Source organism: Ekhidna sp., assembly GCF_039960695.1.
GTDB lineage: Bacteria > Bacteroidota > Bacteroidia > Cytophagales > Cyclobacteriaceae > Ekhidna.
Window position 1 is genome coordinate 236,158 of record NZ_JBDVKP010000018.1, and the last position, 18,576, is coordinate 254,733.

The following is an 18,576-nucleotide window of genomic DNA, read 5'->3' on the forward strand; positions in this document are numbered from 1 at the left end:
AAAAATCAAAAAAGAAGCTCATAACCGAAAGGTTATGAGCTTTTTAGTTGTTGGTTATGATAAAATATTTTTAAGTCGATATCTCGTCATCCATTCTTGTTTTCAGCTTTAGACCTCCACAACCTCTTCGTTTTCCTCATAAACATCGAGAGGAAGACAGCTGCAAACCAGGTTACGATCTCCGTAAGCGCTATCCACTCGGCTAACGGCAGGCCAGAATTTATTCTCTCTTACATATTCAGCAGGGAAGGCTGCTTTTTCTCTTGAGTAAGAATACTTCCACTCATCAGCAACCAATACCTTGTACGAATGAGGCGCATTTTTCAATGGATTGTCTTTAGCGTCTGATTTCCCATCAATTACCTCTTGTACTTCTTCGCGGATAGCAATCATTGCATCGCAAAAACGATCCAACTCAGCTTGGACCTCACTTTCTGTAGGCTCAATCATCATCGTCCCAGGTACTGGGAAAGACACTGTTGGTGCATGGAAGCCATAGTCGATGAGTCGCTTCGCTATATCTTCAACCTCAATTCCTGTTTTTTTAAACGCTCGGCAGTCAATGATTAATTCATGGGCGTTTCTGCCTTTATCATTAGCATAAAGTACCGGATAGTGATCTTTGAGTCGTGCAGCAATATAGTTTGCATTCAAAATGGCAGTCTTGGTAGCATTGGTCAAACCACGAGCTCCCATCATTGCTATGTATCCATGCGAAATTGGTAAAATGCTTGCACTGCCATAGGCCGCGGCAGACACTGCTGGGTTGCTGCTGTGCTCCGTCACATGTCCTGGCAGGAATGGAGTCAAATGTTCTGCCACTCCGATTGGTCCCATGCCTGGACCACCACCGCCGTGAGGAATACAAAAAGTCTTATGAAGGTTAAGATGGCAAACATCTGCTCCGATTATTCCGGGAGAGGTCAAACCAACCTGGGCATTCATGTTGGCACCGTCCATATATACTTGTCCACCATTTTCATGGATGATGTTACATATTTCAATGATTGCTTCCTCAAACACACCATGCGTAGAAGGGTAGGTAACCATCAAAGCCGCAAGCTCCTGACTGTGTGCTTCAGCTTTTTCTTTCAAATCTTCCACGTCGATGTTGCCGTTCTCATCACATTTTACAATTACCACGCGCATGCCAGCCATTACAGCACTTGCTGGATTCGTACCATGAGCTGAAGAAGGTATCAAGGCTACATTTCTGTTTGGTTGCCCGGTTCCTTCCAGGTAAGACTTAATCACCATTAAGCCAGCATACTCCCCCTGGGCCCCGGAATTGGGCTGAAAAGAAACTGAATGAAACCCCGTGATCTCCACCAACCAATCATGTAGCTCGGTGATTAGCTCTCCGTATCCTTCGGCCTGATCTTTTGGAGCAAACGGATGGATGTTTGCAAATTCTGGCCAGGTTACCGGGATCATTTCAGAGGTTGCATTCAGCTTCATGGTACATGAGCCTAATGAAATCATAGAATGTACCAACGAAAGGTCTTTATTTTCCAGTCGCTTCATGTATCGAAGCAACTCATGTTCAGAATGATATAAATTGAAAACGGGATGTTCCAGAAATGAAGTTGTACGCATCAGCGATGAAGGGTACTCCACTTTGAAATCTTCGACTATTGGTGCTTCAAAAGCATTGCCTAATCTAGCAAACAGTTTGACCACCTGATTGGCATCATCAACCGTATGCGATTCATCAAACGATACGCCTACGCCGTTTTCAAAATACCGGAAATTTATCTTGCTCTCTTCACTGAGTTGCTTAACCATGATCAATTGATCAGCTGTCAGCGGAATTTTGAGCGTATCGAAGAAATAGGTGTTTTGGTTTTCGAATCCAAATTGAGCGATGATGTTGGCGGTTTCTTTTGCCAGCCCATGGGTTCGGGCGCCAATTTGCTTTAAGCCATCTGCTCCATGATACACGGCATACATTCCTGCCATTACAGCCAACAATACCTGTGCGGTACAAATGTTTGAAGTAGCTTTTTCTCTTTTGATGTGCTGCTCTCGCGTTTGAAGTGCCATTCGATAGGCATCATTGCCATGAGCATCTTTGGAAGCTCCAATGATTCGACCGGGTATGGACCTTTTAAATACTTCTTTTGTTGCAAAGAATGCGGCATGTGGGCCTCCATAGCCCATCGGCACGCCAAATCGCTGGCTAGTTCCTACAACCACATCTGTACCCCACTCACCTGGAGCGGTAAGCAATGTCAATGCAAGCAAATCCGTAGAACAAGAGGTTAAAACATTATTTTCTTGGGCCGTTGCAACGATGGTAGACCAATCTCTCACCGAACCTGAACTGTTGGGATATTGGAAGAAAACACCAAAAATTTCTGGAGATGCAATGTCAGCATCCGCAAGATCTACCACTTCCAGCTCTATTCCGAATGGAAGTGCTCGTGTTTTTAGCACATCAAGGGTTTGGGGAAACACCTCGGAATCAACCAAAAACTTGTTAGATGATTTTTTGTCCCCTTTTCTTAGGCCATAAAGCATGCACATGGCCTCTGCTGCAGCGGTGCCCTCATCAAGAAGTGAAGCATTGGCTATTTCCATCCCTGTTAGGTCTATAACCATCGTTTGGAAGTTGATTAAAGCTTCCAATCTTCCTTGTGCAATTTCAGCTTGATAAGGAGTATATGCTGTGTACCATCCTGGATTTTCCATGATGTTTCGCTGGATTACCGTTGGCACCACACAATTGTAATACCCCTGACCGATGAATGATTTGAAGACTTTGTTCTTATCTGCCATCTGCTGCATTCGATTGAGGTATTCAAACTCATTTAGAGCTGGAGGCAGATTTAGTGGCTTCTTCTTAAGAATAGGAGCTGGGATAGCTTCTGCAATAAGTTCATCAACAGACTTTAAGCCAATGGTTTCCAACATTGCTGAGACTTCATTGTCTGAAGGACCATTATGCCTTCTTTCAAACTCAACTCGATCATTCAGATTTAATTTCATCAAGGTACCGTTTTAGAGGCCGCAAATTTACGTCACGATCCCCACTACAAAAAGCTTTTATGACCTAACCATTAGTGTAATTGTTTGGTTTACCCGGATTAAAATTATTTAGTTTTACTTCTGATTTTTAACACGTTATATCACAATGAGAAAGATAACTTATTTAATAGGCCTATTGGTGGCCTTTGGACTGCTGGCACAGGATAAAACTGCCATGAAATATGCTAAAACCATTACTGCTGATGACTTGAAAGCACACCTTTCTGTGTTAGCTTCTGATGCATATGAAGGGAGAGAAACAGGACAAAAAGGGCAGAAGATGGCCGCTGAATATATCGCAAAGCATTTTGAATCACTTGGGTTTGAGGCCCCAGTCGACGGTTCATATTTCCAAAAGTTTGATTTGACAGAGTCAGCAATTGGTTCAGTTTACCTACGAAGAGGCGATGATAAAAAAGTTGGTTTCGAAGATTTCGTTTATTATTCGAGTTCGGAAACAAGTGGAGAAGAGTACATCAAAGTAATCGTTGCTGACGAGAAAGAAGAAGAGGCGGACTACAATGGTAAGTATGTTGTTTTTACTGCAGACAAACTGGGTGGATTACAAGAGAAAGCGGAAAAAGCGAAAGAAGCAGGAGCAGGTGGAGTGATTGTAATCCTTAAAGACGATCAGGAATTTCAGTCTTTCATTACCCGATATTCTCCATATTTAAAACGACCCTCATTGCAAATGGATGGTAGAGATAATGAATCAAACAAATTGATCATTGGTGATATGTCTATGGCATCCTGGATGTTTGATAAGGAATTTAGTGCCATTGCTGCTGGGGATGAAGCACAAGTAATTTTCAATGCAGACTATCTGGATAAGCCGGTTGGCACAGAAAACGTTTTAGGGTTCCTGAAAGGAACAGAGAAGCCTGATGAAGTATTGGTGATTACAGCACACTATGATCACGTTGGAATTATCAATGGGGAAATTCACAATGGTGCTGATGATGACGGTTCTGGTACAGTTACAGTACTTGAGATTGCTGAAGCATTTTCGAACGCTGCCGCGAAGAAAAAAGGACCAAAAAGAAGTATTCTTTTTATGACTGTAACCGGTGAGGAGAAAGGTTTGTTAGGGTCAAGATACTACACTGATACCGATCCTATATTCCCATTAGAGAACACAGTAGCCAATTTAAATATCGACATGGTGGGAAGAGTAGATGATGCACATTCAGAAAACTCAGATTATATCTATTTGATTGGGTCAGATAAGCTATCTCAAGAGCTCCATAACCTCTCAGAGAATATGAATGAGACATATACAAACTTAGAATTGGACTACACTTACAATGATGAGAATGATCCAAACAGATTCTATTACAGGTCAGATCATTACAACTTCGCTAAAAACAATGTGCCGATCATCTTCTATTTCAATGGAACTCATCCGGATTATCACAAGGCGACAGATACTGTAGACAAAATAGATTTTGAAACAATGGAAAAGAGAGCCCGACTTGTATTCTATACGGGATGGGAAATAGCTAATAGAGCCGAAAGAATTAAAGCAGATAAAATAAAAGAGGAGAAAGTTTCTGGAGAATAATTGAAGAGAAATTGATCATTGTGGGGCATTCGCCCCACAAGATCTTTTCAACCAGCTATGGAAAGAAAGACTATAAAAATCCATCTTTCTATTACAAGTATAATTATTTAATGCGGTTTCCAAGAAGTAATTGCTTCAAAAAATACAAGAATGTGATAGAAGGAAATACAGATTTAGAGTAAATGTACGATTAAGAGCTTTTTAAAAGCTCTTTTTTGTTTTCACATTACGCTCACTTTTATTCAGCTTTGCTTTAAAGTGAACATTGTTCATAACTAATACACCTTCTGGGTTTCCAGAATAACAATATTTTAAACTGGTATAATCATATGTTTTTAATCAAAGAAGCAAGTGTTGTCAACGAAGGAAAGGTGTCTGTATTAGACGTTCTCATAAAAGGAGACCGAATTGAAAAGATTGGGTCCAATCTCTCGACTGAATCAAATCATGAGGTTATTGATGGAAGTGGACTGCATTTATTTCCAGGTGTAATTGACGATCAGGTCCACTTTCGTGAGCCAGGATTAACTCACAAAGGCAACATTTTCACCGAGTCGAGAGCAGCGGTGGCAGGTGGAGTTACATCATTTATGGAAATGCCAAATGTAAATCCGCAAACGGTGACTCAGGAGCTTCTCACAGCCAAATATCAGATTGGAGCTAAAAATTCATTGGCCAATTATTCATTTTATATGGGAAGCACAAACAGCAATTTGGATGAGGTTCTCAAAACAGATCCTGCATCAGTCTGCGGCATAAAGATTTTTATGGGGTCATCTACGGGAAATATGCTGGTAGACGATCAAGAAACGCTGGAAAATATATTTAGAAATGCGCCAATTCTGATAGCTACACATTGTGAGGACGAAGCAACAGTGAGAGCGAACACGGAAAAGTACGTGGCCCAATATGGAGATGATATACCATTTAGATATCATCCAATCATCCGAAGTGAGGAGGCATGCTACCTATCCTCTTCAAAAGCAGTGGAACTAGCAAAGAAGAGTGATGCTAGATTGCATATTCTCCACATATCTACCGGAAAGGAAACCGATCTCTTTTCAAATGATCAGCCGCTAGGACAGAAGCGAATCACCTCTGAGGCTTGTATACACCACTTGTGGTTTAGTGATGCTGATTATGACAAAAAAGGGGCCTTTATTAAGTGGAATCCCGCTGTAAAGAAAGCATCAGATAGAGATAAAATTTGGACAGCACTACTTGATGATCGTATTGATGTAATTGCGACTGACCATGCACCTCATACTTTGGAGGAGAAGCAGAATCCATATACTAAAGCCCCATCAGGCGGGCCATTGATTCAGCATACACTTGTTGCAATGTTGGATTTTTACCAGCAGGGAAAAATTTCACTTGAACGGATTGCTGAGAAAATGAGCCATGCGGTGGCTGAGTGTTTTGAAGTGAAAGAGCGCGGGTACATCAGAGAAGGATATAAGGCAGATTTGGTTTTGGTTGATTTGAATAAACGATGGACGGTATCTAAAGAAAACATTCTTGCAAAATGTGGCTGGTCACCATTTACCGGGCATGAATTTAAGTCTAGCGTGGAGAAAACTTTTGTATCTGGCCATCTGGCCTATTCAGAGGGAAAACTGAATGACAGCCAGTTGGGTCAGCGGCTTTATTTTGATCGAAAATAATCGTTTGTAGATTTCAAAAGGGGTATTACCTTTGCAGTCCTTTTCAGAATTCCTGGAAAGTATACGGTGGTTGTAGCTCAGCTGGTTAGAGCATCGGTTTGTGGTACCGAGGGTCGTGGGTTCGAGCCCCATCTTCCACCCAGAAAAGCAAAAGCAGTTACAGAAATGTGACTGCTTTTTTGATTATCACTCTCCTGATTCTAATTGTATTTTTTGAGGTCTTTGGTCACACCGCCCATCTGGACTCTTTACAGATTTACATTTTCTTTGCGAGTTTATTTATCCGCTACATTTGCCGACTCCCGCATTAAGATACCTAAATGGAATTTGAGGATCTATTTCACACTTATTACTCTCCACTTTACAATTATGCATATGTCATTTTGAAGAATGAAAGAGATGCTGAGGATGTCGTTCAAGAAGTGTTTGTAGATGTCTGGGATAAAGGATCATTCAAACAATTGGAGCAACCAGATCGATATCTACTTCGAGCCGTAAAATTTAAAAGTATTAACCTTCTCCAGCGACTAAGAAGCAAGGAGGCCAATTTTTCAGATATATATCAGGAAGAATTGGTTTTACCAGATCCGTCTGAATTTAAAGAAGACGATATCCTTCCCCTCCTTCATTTTTTTGCAGCAAAACTTCCCCAGAAGACACAAGAAATATTTCTTTTGAGTAGGAAGAATGGTTTGACATATAAAGAAATTGCAGAGGAAAGAGGAATTTCTATAAAAACAGTAGAAACCCAAATGAGCCGAGCTTTAAAGATCTTAAGAAAGCTGGTAGCCGAGCATTATTTGCTTCTCGCCCTACTTTCGAAAATCTAGTTAAAAAAAAATTGCCTCAAGTCAGGGTGATGTTTCCTAAATGTGACAATAGGGGAAATATCTCACAATGGATGACATTCATGAAGCGTTGGTGCACTTCTTTTCCGGAGAAGCAGATGATCTGCAAATCAAAAAGGCAATTAAGTTTAAAAAGAAAAATCCTGAGGAATATGCGCTTTTAAGCAAACTCTGGGATAGAAGGAAGGAAATATCCATAGTTGATAGAGACTCACATTTAGCATGGGAAAGATTACTGTCTCGAATTGAGACGAATAAATCAATAAAAAATCCGGTTATACCAATATTTAGGTATTGGAGACAACTCGCAGCGGCTGTTGTGTTAATTGCTTCAACAATCGGTTGGTATAATTTTATAGGTAATGCTGGCAAATGGGATTCAATTGAGGTAGCCTCGAAAGAGCGTGTAATCCTACCTGATGGGAGCACAGTTTATTTAAACGAAGGAGCATCGATTTCTTTTCCTGAAGGATTCAATGATAAACAGCGAGAGGTGAAACTTCGGGGAGAAGCTTTTTTCAACGTAGTTAAAGATGAATCAAGGCCATTTACAATTTCTACGAGCAGTACAAAAGTAAAAGTGCTAGGGACTTCATTCAATGTCAATGCGACTAACTCGTTTACAGAAGTTTCCGTCAAAGAGGGGATCGTAGAAGTGAAGCAAACAACTGGGAATGAGCGAGTGATCCTAACAGAAGGACTTGCAGCGATCAGCAATGAGTACGGGTTGAACAAAAAGAGTGCAGATGCAAACTTTGATTCCTGGAAAACTGGACTCTTCTTCTTCGAAGAGACAGAGTTGCAGGATGCAGTTAAATCCTTAAATACCTTTTATGATGACAAAATTGTTCTCAAGAGTACCACATCTGGTTGTAATCTTACCGCAAAATTTAATGTTGATGAGCTTACAGTAATCGTAGAAATACTTACCCACGCATGTGGACTTGAGGTGAAGGAGATGGGTGGAAAATTCATAATCGAGGAGAAATGAAACTCACTAGATCATCATCACATATTCTTCACCCATTTTACAGGGATTTACGCTTGATACTTATTCTATTGACGGTCTTGCTTTCTTTCTCAAGCATTGGTCAAAACTCAATACTAAACAGAAAGATTTCAATAGAATTCGAGAATGTTACACTCAAAGAAGCGCTCAAAAATGTTGAGCAAAGATCTGGAATTCGAATCGCGTTCAATAGTAATGCCAAGTGCATGGAAGATCAGATAGCGAACGCAAATATTGTGAACCAGCCTTTGAAAAATGTTCTCGAAGCGTTACTTAATAAAAAGGGTCTTGGATTTAAGTTGGTGGGAGAAATAATAACAATCTATTCCTTAGAAGAAAATAAGAGAATCGAAGAGGAAAGAAGGACATACACGATATCTGGAACTGTTTCAGATGCAAATACAGGGGAAGCACTGATAGGTGTAAATATCTATGATCTGGAATCATTGCAAGGAGCTACATCCAATGCCTATGGATTTTACTCCTTTGGACTTCCGGCAGGAAAACATACGATCGTCATTTCCTACTCTGGCTATGTGACACATACAAATGAAATGATATTGGAAGATAACACTTCACTAAAAGTGAATCTGGAAGAATCATCTATAGAGCTATCGACTGTAGAGGTAATTGCAGAGGAGAGCAAACTAGAAACAACAGAAATTTCCTCTGTAAGATTTACTCCACAAAGAGTGGCTGCTATACCCGCCATTTTGGGTGAGCCGGATATGCAACAGGCGATACTATCTTCGGCAGGGGTTAGCTCTGTGGGAGAAGGTACTACAGGGTTCAATGTTCGTGGGGGCAAAACAGACCATAATCTAATTTTAGTCGATGAGGCGCCACTTTATAATACTGCACACCTATTTGGATTTATTTCAGTGATCAACAATGATGCGGTAAAAGATATGAAATTTTACAAAGCAGGCATCCCCGCGAGGTACGGAGGCAGAACCTCATCTGTTGTAGATATTCGTCTTAGAGAAGGAAATAGCAGGAGTTTTGAGGGTGCCCTTTCCTTGAATCCCCTATCATCAAAAATAGGGCTCGAGATACCGATAATAAAAGACAGGTTAAACGTGTATTTCTCGGGGAGGAGATCATTTCTGGATTTGTTTATGAACCTCCCCGATGATTCAGAAGAAGAAGGTCAGGAACTTAATTTTCATGATGCGACCATAAAATTGAACTTTGTCATTAATGAGCGGAACCGGATATTTCTTTCTGGCTACTCTGGAGCAGACCATTTTAACCAACAGTATTTAGATAATGGCAATGTAAACAAGGACGGCTTTGGGTGGGGAGATCGTCTTGCTACGCTTCGCTGGAATCATATTTTCTCAGATAAGGTCTTTTCCAACTTTACGCTTATTACTGGGAATTATCAATTTGAATATGCGACCAGTTTCGATGACGTAGCAGGCCAACCGACCAGGGGAGAGTCTGGCGTGAAGACTACTGAAGGTAAAATTGATGTATCATTCTTTATGAATTCGAAATTTGACTTTCACTTAGGGACAGGTGTCAAAAACAATATTTTTACACCGCTTAATCAAAAGTCAGCGTCATCAGATCACCTGCCCTCTCCTAAGGAGTTCGGGCTCGAGTACTTTTCTTACATAGATCTGGAATTTAACCCGTTAACACCTTTGAAAATACGGGCAGGCTTGCGATATGCAGGGCTTTGGAACTATGGTCCGGGATTCATTTACAAGTATGATCCGAACCTGCCCAAATCAGAGATTACAGTCGAAAATGTAGAACGCGTTGCTGCCAACAAGACAATTGCTCACTATCACTATCCGGAGCCCAGGGTCGCACTGAGCTATCAGCTTGACAGAAAGAATGCAGTTAAAGTTGCGTATGATCGTATGATCCAATACGTACATTTACTTTCAAGCTCAAATGCCATTGTTCCATTCGATTCCTGGGCGCCTTCTGGCTATCATCTTAAGCCAACCATCTCAGATCAAGTGACCGTAGGATACGTACAATCCAGAGAAAGATGGCAGTTTTCTGTGGATGTATTTGCCAAGCAAATGTCAAACTTTGTAGAATTCAGGGAGAATCAGCTACTCTTATTTCTGGATCAAAAAGAAGTTTCCATGCTTCCCGCTGAGCTGAACGCTCACGGCGTTGAGCTCACAGTTGAAAATAAGAGTAGTAAGTGGGAATGGTCCGCAAACTATACATGGTCAAGGTCTTTTGTGAAGACTTTGTCCCCATTCGAGTCAATCCAGATCAACAATGGACGAGCGTTTCCTTCAAATTATGATAGGCCTCACAACCTGAATGTATTGGTTTCCTTCACGCCGAGTGCCCGCGTAAGGCTCAACTCAAAATTTATGTTCCAGTCAGGAAGACCAATTACGCTACCGGAAGGTCGTATAAATAACCTGATCATTTACTCAGATCGGAATTCTTTCCGACTCAAACCAAATCATCGCTTAGACGTGTCGATAACCATCTTGCCAAAGATGGACTCCTCAAAAAAAATCAAAGGGGAATGGGTTTTTTCTATCCTGAACCTCTATGGATATAAGAACACATTTTCCTATTTGATTTCGAAGACAGGTACTGGGGTTGACACCCCTTATGCTCTAAAAAAGGTATCGATTTTAGGTTCCATTATTCCTACATTCTCTTACAACATGAAGTTTTGATATGAAAAAAATCATAATTAGGGTTTTTAATGTCTTCTTCTGCTGTACATGCTTTGTGCCCATAATATCATGCATTGAAGATGCTGATTTTAATGATTTCAAGTTTTCTCAAAAACTGATGATTTTGGGATATGTAGGTTCACATGATGAGCCAGCCCGTGTGAATATTCTTGGATCAGTGCCAATAGACAGCAGAGGTCCGGCAAGTGAGGTTGTCTCAGACGCAGTTGTCCAACTGATGGAAGTGACCAAAGATGAAGACACTCTTTCATATCCAATGGTTTTTGATCAGCAGAGGGGCTTTTACCTAACATCGGATAGTAGCATTGCAAAGCAAGATCATTCGTATTGGTTACTCGTATCAATAGGCGAAAGGTCATGGAAGAGTACGCCAACTAGTATGTCATCCCAGTCAAAAGTGAACATTTCAGATCCGGAATATGACCCCAATCGAAGGGCCAATCTCTATGAGCTGGAAGCAATAGATGAAGATGAATATTACAGCTATATAATTGGTGACTATGGACAGGGCATAGATCTTTTTCTGACTATGGAGTACTATTTTTTCTATTACAAGAAACTGCGCGTTGGTCCTGATCTATCTGCAAGTGTCTATTTATATGAGGCCTCTGAAGTATATGACCCATATGTCTATGTAATGCAAATTCCACATGAAGTGGATGGTTTTTTAAGAGAGTGGGAGCTTCAGCTTGACGGCACAGATGAGCCGGATTTCTTTACCCAAATGTTAAGTATTCCACCAGGTAATCTCTCAGGTAATTTTCTTGATGCAAATAACCAATCCACAGATGAAGTGATTGGTGTTTTCTTCTCAGCATTTACTACCAAACACAGACAAAATTGAATTACAAATGAAGAAAATCCTTGTTACTCTTGTGCTAGGTGTTCTACTTTTCCCTGGATGCAATGATGAGCTTGCCGTTGTTTATCGTCCATTAGATTCTGTAGACTATGTAATTTTTCAGGAAGTCGCTCAAAACGACACTGTACTTCTGGTATTGCCTGACGGCCTGACGCATGACATAGACCCAGATGAAGAGCTTGCAAGTAAGCTTGTGTTTTTTCCTTACAATGTCGTTCTGGTACATCAGGCTCAAACTAAAGATCCAGAGCTTTCTAAGCAGTATTATATGTCAGAAGAAGAAGCTCAGGATATTAATGACTTTTCGATAGATATTCTGTTGAGGACAATCAACCATTTTAAGGACGAGGGAAACCATGTAATTGTATTTGGCGATTATGTTGGAAGCTTTTTAGCGCTGAGAAGTATTGTTAGAGATGGTATGATTGCTGACAGCTACGTGTTATTAAATGGACGGTTGGATGTGGAGGAAGAGATTATTCAAATAGCAGAGGAACTGAGGGTAGCGATATTAGACGGGGAAGAGATTTTCCAAAACGGATATATTGTCAATCGGGAAAACTGGGTTGACTACAGGCTACTTGGAAACCTTGTTACCCCTAGATATACGGAGGAACTTTCGGACTTGAATCTTTCTTCATTGCTGTATACCTATCGTGATGAGAATGACGATCTAGGTCCGCTGCGAACTCCAGAGATCAATTTTTTGACCAATGGAGGCGCTACGGTTATTGGATTTCCTGGATCGTTTGACTGGAATGGATATGAATATTATGCCTTGCTAGACTTTGCAAGGCAATAAAATCTAGTTGCATTTTAATCTACCAATGAGTCTTCTTGTTCTTTCAACCCTTCCATTTCCTTAAGAGCAGTTGCTTTGCCTACAAACGTGAGTTCTGCCATTACTTTTAGGCCTTTTGTCAAAACTGTACATTTAACGTAGTAAGTTTCATTGTGCTCAACGTCTAGTTCGTAAATCTCTTTGTTTAGAGAAAAAACCCCTGCAACAAATTGCCGATCTCCCAGATGCTCATAATCCATCTCATACCATCTTCCATTTTTGAGGCCAACCAGTACTTCATCAGGCTCAACTGTTCCTACAATTATTTTGGTTTTACCATTGGCAAATTTCTTAGGTCTGTAAAAATAGATAGTGGCCGATGAGCCTTCCATTACATCACTGTTTTGTGTAGTGAAGACGTCTTTGGATCCGTTTTCATAATTAATCATAAATATCTCGCTTTTTTTAAGTGTGTACAGTGGGCCCTTCTGGTTGTTATATTTTTTATACTTAACAGAAGTCGGCAGTACTTCAATCACAATTGCCTGGATATCATCACCATTCATTTTAGTAATGATATCCTGAGCAGTTGATGTTACTATAGACGTGCACAAAAGCACAATCAGGATGCTTTTAGTTCTCATTTGAAATCCCATCCAAATGAAAACTCGATCATTGCGAAGATGGTAATGTCTTCATCTTGGCTAAGCAATGATCCATCTGAAACGTATCGTTCTTCATCTTTCAGTGTAAACGCGGCTCCTGCAAGTAAGCCAAGGTTTATATAAGAGCTCCCTCTTGACCTCCAACGATATCCAAAGTTGGAGATTACCCCAAGGTTAGTGGCTTTTTCTTCTGTCTCACTCGTTTGTCCAATATTGTATCGCGCAGTTGTCCAGCTATAGTCCAAAAGCCCTCCATAATACAGCGAGTTGTCACTTGACGTAAATCCTTTAAAGCCTAATCCAATAGCGGCGGAGCCTGCAGAAAGTTCGTTATCTTCTTCAAATTCAGTCCAAATTGCATGGGTGGCTACACCAGCATAGGCATACCGAAAATAGGGAACAACATAGCTAGAAGAACCGATTTTGCCTTCATATTGAATGATGGGTCCAAATTGAAGGAGTCCCAGTGGATTTATATTGATGGAGCCCTTTGAAAAAGAGCGTTCATTTGTTACTTGTTTTTTTGGTTCTTCCTTTTGGGTGTTGAAAACATCTTTACTTCCGTTTTCATAGCGGATCATAAATACTTCAGCTTTGTCTATAGTGTAGGTAGGCCCATTCTGATTATCGTGTTTTTTATATTTAATGGATTCAGACCCAACTTCTAGGACAACCGCATTTATTTCATCGCCATTTTTCATGACTATGATATCTTGTGCAATGGTGAAATGCACCAGAAGTGTTAAAGAAAGGATTAGTAATTTTTTCATAATAAATTCTGATTTGGTTCATCACCAAGCTAGAATTTATGGGTACTAATGTTTAACACAATCGTTTCAAGGATTAGTACGTAGGTTACATCCCTTTGAATAAACATCAAATGGCACCGAGAATAAAATAATCTTAAACCTGTGAGGGGTTTTTATTATAAATCTCTTTAAAAGCCTTAGTGAAGTAAGAGAGGTTATTGAAACCTACCGAATAGGCAATTTGGGAAACTGACCCTGTCTTATTCTTCAGAAGGGTAAATGCTTTCTTTAGTCGATAGTGTCTCATAAATTCAGAGGCAGAGCATCCAATAATAGCTTTCATTTTACGATGTAACTGGACTCGACTCATGGCCAGCTCCTTGGCAAACTGATCTACGGAAAACTCGTGATTGCTTAGCTGACTTCCGAAGATGTCAACGGCCTGTTCTAAAAAACGATCATCCATTGAAGGGATATTCTCTGCTTTTGGATTAATAAGGAATTCGTTGTAGTAGTGATCTCTTATTCTCTTTCGCTGGTGGAGAAGACTTTTGGACCTGACAACAAGCTCATCCACATCAAATGGTTTATTTAAATAGTGATCAGCGCCTTGTCCCAAGCCTTCCAGTCGGGATTCTTTTTCGGCTTTTGCTGTGAGCATAATGATAGGGATGTGATTTGTTTTAGGATCAGACCTTAATTTTTGTAGCATTTCAATACCATCCATTTCTGGCATCATTAAGTCAGTAATAATCAAATCTGGAATTTGCGAATTTCCCATTTCTACGCCCTCTTGTCCATTCATGGCTTCCAATACTTCGTATTCTTTAGCTAATTCCTTGGCCATGTAAGACCTCAGGTCAAGATTATCTTCTACAATTAGTAGTGTTGGTAATTCTTCCTTGCTGGCAGGTTTTCCTTTAAGAGACTCATTTTCCTCTTCTTGTTGCTGAATCGCTTTAAAAACTTCTGTGTCTTCCATTGACACACGATCATCTTCAAGATATACGGAATCAGCGGATGGTATGTACAGTGTGAATACTGTCCAAGATTGCTTGCGATGAACCGCTACCGAACCATGGTGCAACTCGATAAACTCTTTCACTAAGGCTAAACCTATGCCACTCCCCTCCACAGCTTTTTTTGAGTTTTGGATCTGATAGTACCGATTGAATATTTTATCCTGATGCTCAGGAGGTATTTCTATTCCTTCATTGGCAACTTCTATGGCAATATTATCATCACCAACAACCACTTTCAGTTGGATGTTTCCGCCGGGACTGGTAAACTTAAAAGCATTGGAGAGAAGGTTTATCAGAATTTGCTCAATCTTGTTTTTATCATAGAACATGACTAGCGGTTCTGTAGGCAGCGAGACCAAAAAGTTAATGTCTGAATTTATAGCCAAAGACTCAAATGAGGCGGCGGTGATCTTAACCCAGTTGACAATATCGCTTTTGCTGACCTGGAGTCTTAGTTTGCCGGCTTCAATCTTCGAGAGATCTAAAAGCTGGTTGATTTGCCTTAAGAGACGATCTGCATTTCGTTTGACCAAGTCTAATGACCAGCGGATCTCATCATTCTTTTTAAACCTTCTAATTAACTGATCAATAGGAGAGGAAATTAAAGTCAGAGGTGTTCGAAACTCATGAGAAATTCCTGCAAAGAATCTGGATTTTAAATGATCCATTTCTTCTACTTTTTTTCGCTCGAGTTGCTCAAGTCTGAGAGAAGATTTAAGTCGTTCCCGGATATTTAATGTGTGTGCGATCACCCAGAAAATTGCAACGAGTATTGTTACATAAAGTGCATAGGCCCACCATGTTTTCCATGGCGGAGGTAGGATACTAATGCTAAGGGATCTGATATTGTCTCCCCATATACCATCACTATTAGATGCCTTTACATTAAGGATGTAATCTCCGTGATCCAGATTAGTAAAGGTCGCTTGCCTATTGGACGCATCCGTATATATCCAATCTGAGCTAAAGCCTTCCAGTTGATACGCGTAAGTAATTTTTTCTGCGGCGAAATACTCCAGAGCAGCAAAGTTTAGGGTGAAAAAATTCTGCTCGTAGTTCAATGATATTGATTCTACCAGGTTAATATGCTTGTCTAATATGCTATCGGAAATATTGACAGATTGATTGAGTACTTTAAGGTCACTGAAGTAAACAGGGGGAATATATGTTGATGGCCGAATACTATCCGGATGAAAGAAATTAAAGCCATTGCCACTTCCAAAAAAGAATCGTCCGTCGGAGTCTTCAAAAAATGCGTCAGCATTAAAACCTTTTGAGACTAAACCGTGTGATTGATCGTAGTTAGTAAAGTTTTCAAGTTGCTTATTGTATTTCGAAATGCCGGCATTGGTGCTCAACCAGAGGTTGTCATTATCATCCTCGAGAATACCAAGAATCACGTTGCTAGGCAGACCGCTGAGAGTTGTTTTCAGAGAAATAGCTCCCGATTGGGTATTCAGCCGATTAAGACCTCCTCCATCGGTTCCAATCCAGAGAAAACCCTCATTGTCTGAGTGTAGGCTAAGTATTGTGTTGTGGCTTATAGGATTTTTGCTTTGGGTATCTATTCTTTCGGTCGACCGCTTTTCTACATTTAGCTTGATAAGCCCTTCTCCATAAGTGCCAATCCATAGGTTGTCATGTGTATCGTCTATCATGTTGAGCACAGGGGGCGAAGCATGGTGGCCGGAATCCAGCAACGTATAGTGAGAGAATTGATCGAGTAAGGGGTTGTATGAAAAAAGCCCTTCTCCATATGTCCCTACCCATATAAGACCGTTTCTGTCTTCATATATATAGGTAGCATTTTCCATTTGTTTATTTATAGGATTTAAGTATTGCTCAATCAATTCATTGTCCAAGCCATACCGAAAAGCTCCATATCCATAAGATGAAACCCAAAGCTCATGATCTTTAGATTTTATCATTGACCAGATGTCAGGGACCTGAATCAGTTTTTTTATTCCCTCTTCATTATATGATCCCACTTCCTGTTCTGTCGCAAATAGAATGCCCTCAGCACTTTCACTAAACCCTGTAATGACTGTGCTACTAAATGATGAATTGAAGTCTGACATACCCACGGTATGTATGGGGTTTGCATTTAGATTTAAGGCCGAGATGCCACTTTCGGTACCAATCCACAGATTTCTATTGTCATCCTCGTAAAGGACCCAAACACTATTGTTTATAATACTTGAAGCGTTTAATTGATCATTAGTAATGGTACAGAGCTCATCCTCGCCATCGAAGGAAACCAAACCACTCCCAAGGAAGCCAGCCCAGACGGTATTCTCAGTATCTACTGTCACAAATGCCACCCGGTTACCTCCCTCTATTTCAAGCATATAATTTTTGAAGGTATTACTTTCTAAATCGTAAGAATTGAGCCCTCCACCCCATGTTGCTAACCAAAACAGACCCGTTTCATCTTGTGCAATTGATAGCACATTATCATTGTTTAGATCGTATTTATCAGAAGTGATTCGGGTGAAACTTCTCGATTCGTGATTGAATAGGTTGAGTCCATTTTTTGTTCCAGCCCATATTTGACCTTCACGATCTTCAAAAATGTGATGAACATAGTTACTACTAAGAGTTGTAGAGTCTTTAGGATCATGTTCAAAGTTTTCAAAAACGCCTTCGCTTATTTGCCTTGAGATACCTCCTCCATAGGTTCCTATCCACAATGAACCGCTCTGATCTTCAATGATTGAGTTGACTGAATTATGTATCAGACTATTTGCGCGATCTTCATCGTGACTATAGGTCACGAAGGATTCACGTTCTCTATTAAAAAGTGATAGTCCACCTCCATCAGTCCCTACCCAGATATTGCCGGATGAATCTTCTAAAAGTCCCCAAATACTATTATCGGGAAGGCTGGTTGAGTCTGCAGGTATATTTTGATATATAGTGAAGTTATAGCCGTCATATTTATTAAGGCCATCGGTTGTACCAAACCACATGAAGCCATACTTATCTTTAATAATTTCAAAAACAAGACTGTAGGACAAACCCTCCTCCACAGTGATATTATTGAAGGTCTTGTTAGTCTGGCCAGTGGCTAACAAACAGCTGAACAGAACTAGAAAACAGAGCCGGTACTTCATTTCAGTCTGATTGGTGAGTAAAGGCAACCACTCCTTCACTGAGTAAAAGTCAATAAAAACAAGAAAAAGTACAAATGTTACCTCACTATCAAAGGATGAAACATATGTGGTAAAGGATGGGAAGTGATGAATCTACATTGCTATCATCAAATAAAACTATCACAGTTATGAAAACACTATCAAGAAAAAAAGAAGGAAATAGTTGGAAACCAGCTATTCTGCTATCGTGCCTATTTGCGTGTTTGGTATTACTTACATCGTGTAGTAAAGACGACCCTGGCCCATCTAAGACAGAGCTTTTAACCGGAAAATGGAATTTAGAGGAAATTAATGGAATGAACCTCTCTTCGAGTTTTCAGATTGAAGTCACCTTTGATGCGGACGGAGATTACGAGGAAGAGATCAATAACAATGGAGAACTGGAAAGATACACTGGTGAATGGGAGTGGAATTCAGATCAAGATGAAATCACAATAGATTACGATCAGAATTTTTCCGATTGGGAATTAGATGTAGAAACACTTTCAACTACTGAGCTTGAGTTAGAAGATGGATCGGATACTTTTCTATTTAGTAAAGACTAATTATCTA

Annotated in this window: 12 protein-coding genes and 1 tRNA gene; 9 read left to right on the top strand and 4 right to left on the bottom strand. The window is 40.3% G+C overall.

The window, feature by feature from the left end; genetic code table 11:
* Positions 1–108: 108 nt before the first annotated feature.
* Positions 109–2,988, bottom strand: coding sequence for an aminomethyl-transferring glycine dehydrogenase (gcvP, locus tag ABJG98_RS11105; RefSeq protein ID WP_348279586.1), 2,880 nt, complete (start codon positions 2,986–2,988; stop codon positions 109–111).
* Positions 2,989–3,133: 145 nt separating this feature from the next.
* On the opposite strand from gcvP, the gene ABJG98_RS11110 reads away from it, so the two are divergent.
* From ABJG98_RS11110 to ABJG98_RS11145, 8 genes are all read left to right on the top strand, one after another.
* Positions 3,134–4,588 carry a M28 family peptidase gene (locus tag ABJG98_RS11110; RefSeq protein WP_348279587.1) on the top strand — a complete coding sequence of 485 codons (1,455 nt, stop codon included), beginning with the start codon at positions 3,134–3,136 and terminating at the stop codon, positions 4,586–4,588.
* Between the two features lie 329 nt (positions 4,589–4,917).
* Positions 4,918–6,252, top strand: coding sequence for a dihydroorotase (locus tag ABJG98_RS11115; RefSeq protein ID WP_348279588.1), 1,335 nt, complete (start codon positions 4,918–4,920; stop codon positions 6,250–6,252).
* Positions 6,253–6,317: 65 nt separating this feature from the next.
* Positions 6,318–6,393: transfer RNA gene (locus ABJG98_RS11120), tRNA-His, on the top strand.
* A gap of 179 nt (positions 6,394–6,572) precedes the next feature.
* Entirely contained in the window at positions 6,573–7,082 is a 510-nt protein-coding gene (locus tag ABJG98_RS11125; RefSeq protein ID WP_348279589.1) for an RNA polymerase sigma-70 factor, read from the top strand.
* A gap of 67 nt (positions 7,083–7,149) precedes the next feature.
* A complete protein-coding gene (locus ABJG98_RS11130; RefSeq protein WP_348279590.1) occupies positions 7,150–8,091 on the top strand; it encodes a FecR domain-containing protein in 942 nt (313 codons plus the stop codon).
* Complete coding sequence (locus ABJG98_RS11135) at positions 8,088–10,772, top strand: TonB-dependent receptor (RefSeq protein ID WP_348279591.1); 2,685 nt, start codon at positions 8,088–8,090, stop codon at positions 10,770–10,772. Before ABJG98_RS11130 ends, ABJG98_RS11135 begins: the two co-directional genes overlap by 4 nt.
* A 1-nt stretch (position 10,773) precedes the next feature.
* Positions 10,774–11,637, top strand: coding sequence for a hypothetical protein (locus tag ABJG98_RS11140; protein WP_348279592.1), 864 nt, complete (start codon positions 10,774–10,776; stop codon positions 11,635–11,637).
* A 7-nt stretch (positions 11,638–11,644) separates the two neighbouring features.
* Entirely contained in the window at positions 11,645–12,457 is an 813-nt protein-coding gene (locus ABJG98_RS11145; RefSeq protein WP_348279593.1) for a hypothetical protein, read from the top strand.
* 14 nt (positions 12,458–12,471) lie between these two features.
* Here the strand turns inward: ABJG98_RS11145 and ABJG98_RS11150 are convergent, their stop codons facing one another.
* The 3 genes from ABJG98_RS11150 to ABJG98_RS11160 form a co-directional block, all read right to left on the bottom strand.
* The gene (locus ABJG98_RS11150; protein ID WP_348279594.1) at positions 12,472–13,080 is read right to left on the bottom strand and encodes a hypothetical protein; all 609 of its coding nucleotides are present in this window, start codon (positions 13,078–13,080) and stop codon (positions 12,472–12,474) included.
* A complete protein-coding gene (locus tag ABJG98_RS11155; protein ID WP_348279595.1) occupies positions 13,077–13,871 on the bottom strand; it encodes a hypothetical protein in 795 nt (264 codons plus the stop codon). Before ABJG98_RS11155 ends, ABJG98_RS11150 begins: the two co-directional genes overlap by 4 nt.
* 133 nt (positions 13,872–14,004) lie before the next feature.
* Entirely contained in the window at positions 14,005–17,985 is a 3,981-nt protein-coding gene (locus ABJG98_RS11160; RefSeq protein ID WP_348279596.1) for a two-component regulator propeller domain-containing protein, read from the bottom strand.
* A 167-nt stretch (positions 17,986–18,152) separates the two neighbouring features.
* Between ABJG98_RS11160 and ABJG98_RS11165 the strand changes: the two genes are divergently transcribed.
* Positions 18,153–18,569, top strand: a complete 417-nt coding sequence (locus ABJG98_RS11165) for a hypothetical protein (protein WP_348279597.1) — start codon at positions 18,153–18,155, stop codon at positions 18,567–18,569.
* The last annotated feature ends 7 nt before the right edge of the window (positions 18,570–18,576 follow it).

What these genes read in the sequence shown, in the direction of transcription:
- gcvP (WP_348279586.1), bottom strand. Translation starts at nt 2,988, where the DNA reads ATGAAATTAAATCTGAATGATCGAGTTGAGTTTGAAAGAAGGCATAAT.
- ABJG98_RS11110 (WP_348279587.1), top strand. Translation starts at nt 3,134, where the DNA reads ATGAGAAAGATAACTTATTTAATAGGCCTATTGGTGGCCTTTGGACTG.
- ABJG98_RS11115 (WP_348279588.1), top strand. Translation starts at nt 4,918, where the DNA reads ATGTTTTTAATCAAAGAAGCAAGTGTTGTCAACGAAGGAAAGGTGTCT.
- ABJG98_RS11125 (WP_348279589.1), top strand. Translation starts at nt 6,573, where the DNA reads ATGGAATTTGAGGATCTATTTCACACTTATTACTCTCCACTTTACAAT.
- ABJG98_RS11130 (WP_348279590.1), top strand. Translation starts at nt 7,150, where the DNA reads ATGGATGACATTCATGAAGCGTTGGTGCACTTCTTTTCCGGAGAAGCA.
- ABJG98_RS11135 (WP_348279591.1), top strand. Translation starts at nt 8,088, where the DNA reads ATGAAACTCACTAGATCATCATCACATATTCTTCACCCATTTTACAGG.
- ABJG98_RS11140 (WP_348279592.1), top strand. Translation starts at nt 10,774, where the DNA reads ATGAAAAAAATCATAATTAGGGTTTTTAATGTCTTCTTCTGCTGTACA.
- ABJG98_RS11145 (WP_348279593.1), top strand. Translation starts at nt 11,645, where the DNA reads ATGAAGAAAATCCTTGTTACTCTTGTGCTAGGTGTTCTACTTTTCCCT.
- ABJG98_RS11150 (WP_348279594.1), bottom strand. Translation starts at nt 13,080, where the DNA reads ATGAGAACTAAAAGCATCCTGATTGTGCTTTTGTGCACGTCTATAGTA.
- ABJG98_RS11155 (WP_348279595.1), bottom strand. Translation starts at nt 13,871, where the DNA reads ATGAAAAAATTACTAATCCTTTCTTTAACACTTCTGGTGCATTTCACC.
- ABJG98_RS11160 (WP_348279596.1), bottom strand. Translation starts at nt 17,985, where the DNA reads ATGAAGTACCGGCTCTGTTTTCTAGTTCTGTTCAGCTGTTTGTTAGCC.
- ABJG98_RS11165 (WP_348279597.1), top strand. Translation starts at nt 18,153, where the DNA reads ATGAAAACACTATCAAGAAAAAAAGAAGGAAATAGTTGGAAACCAGCT.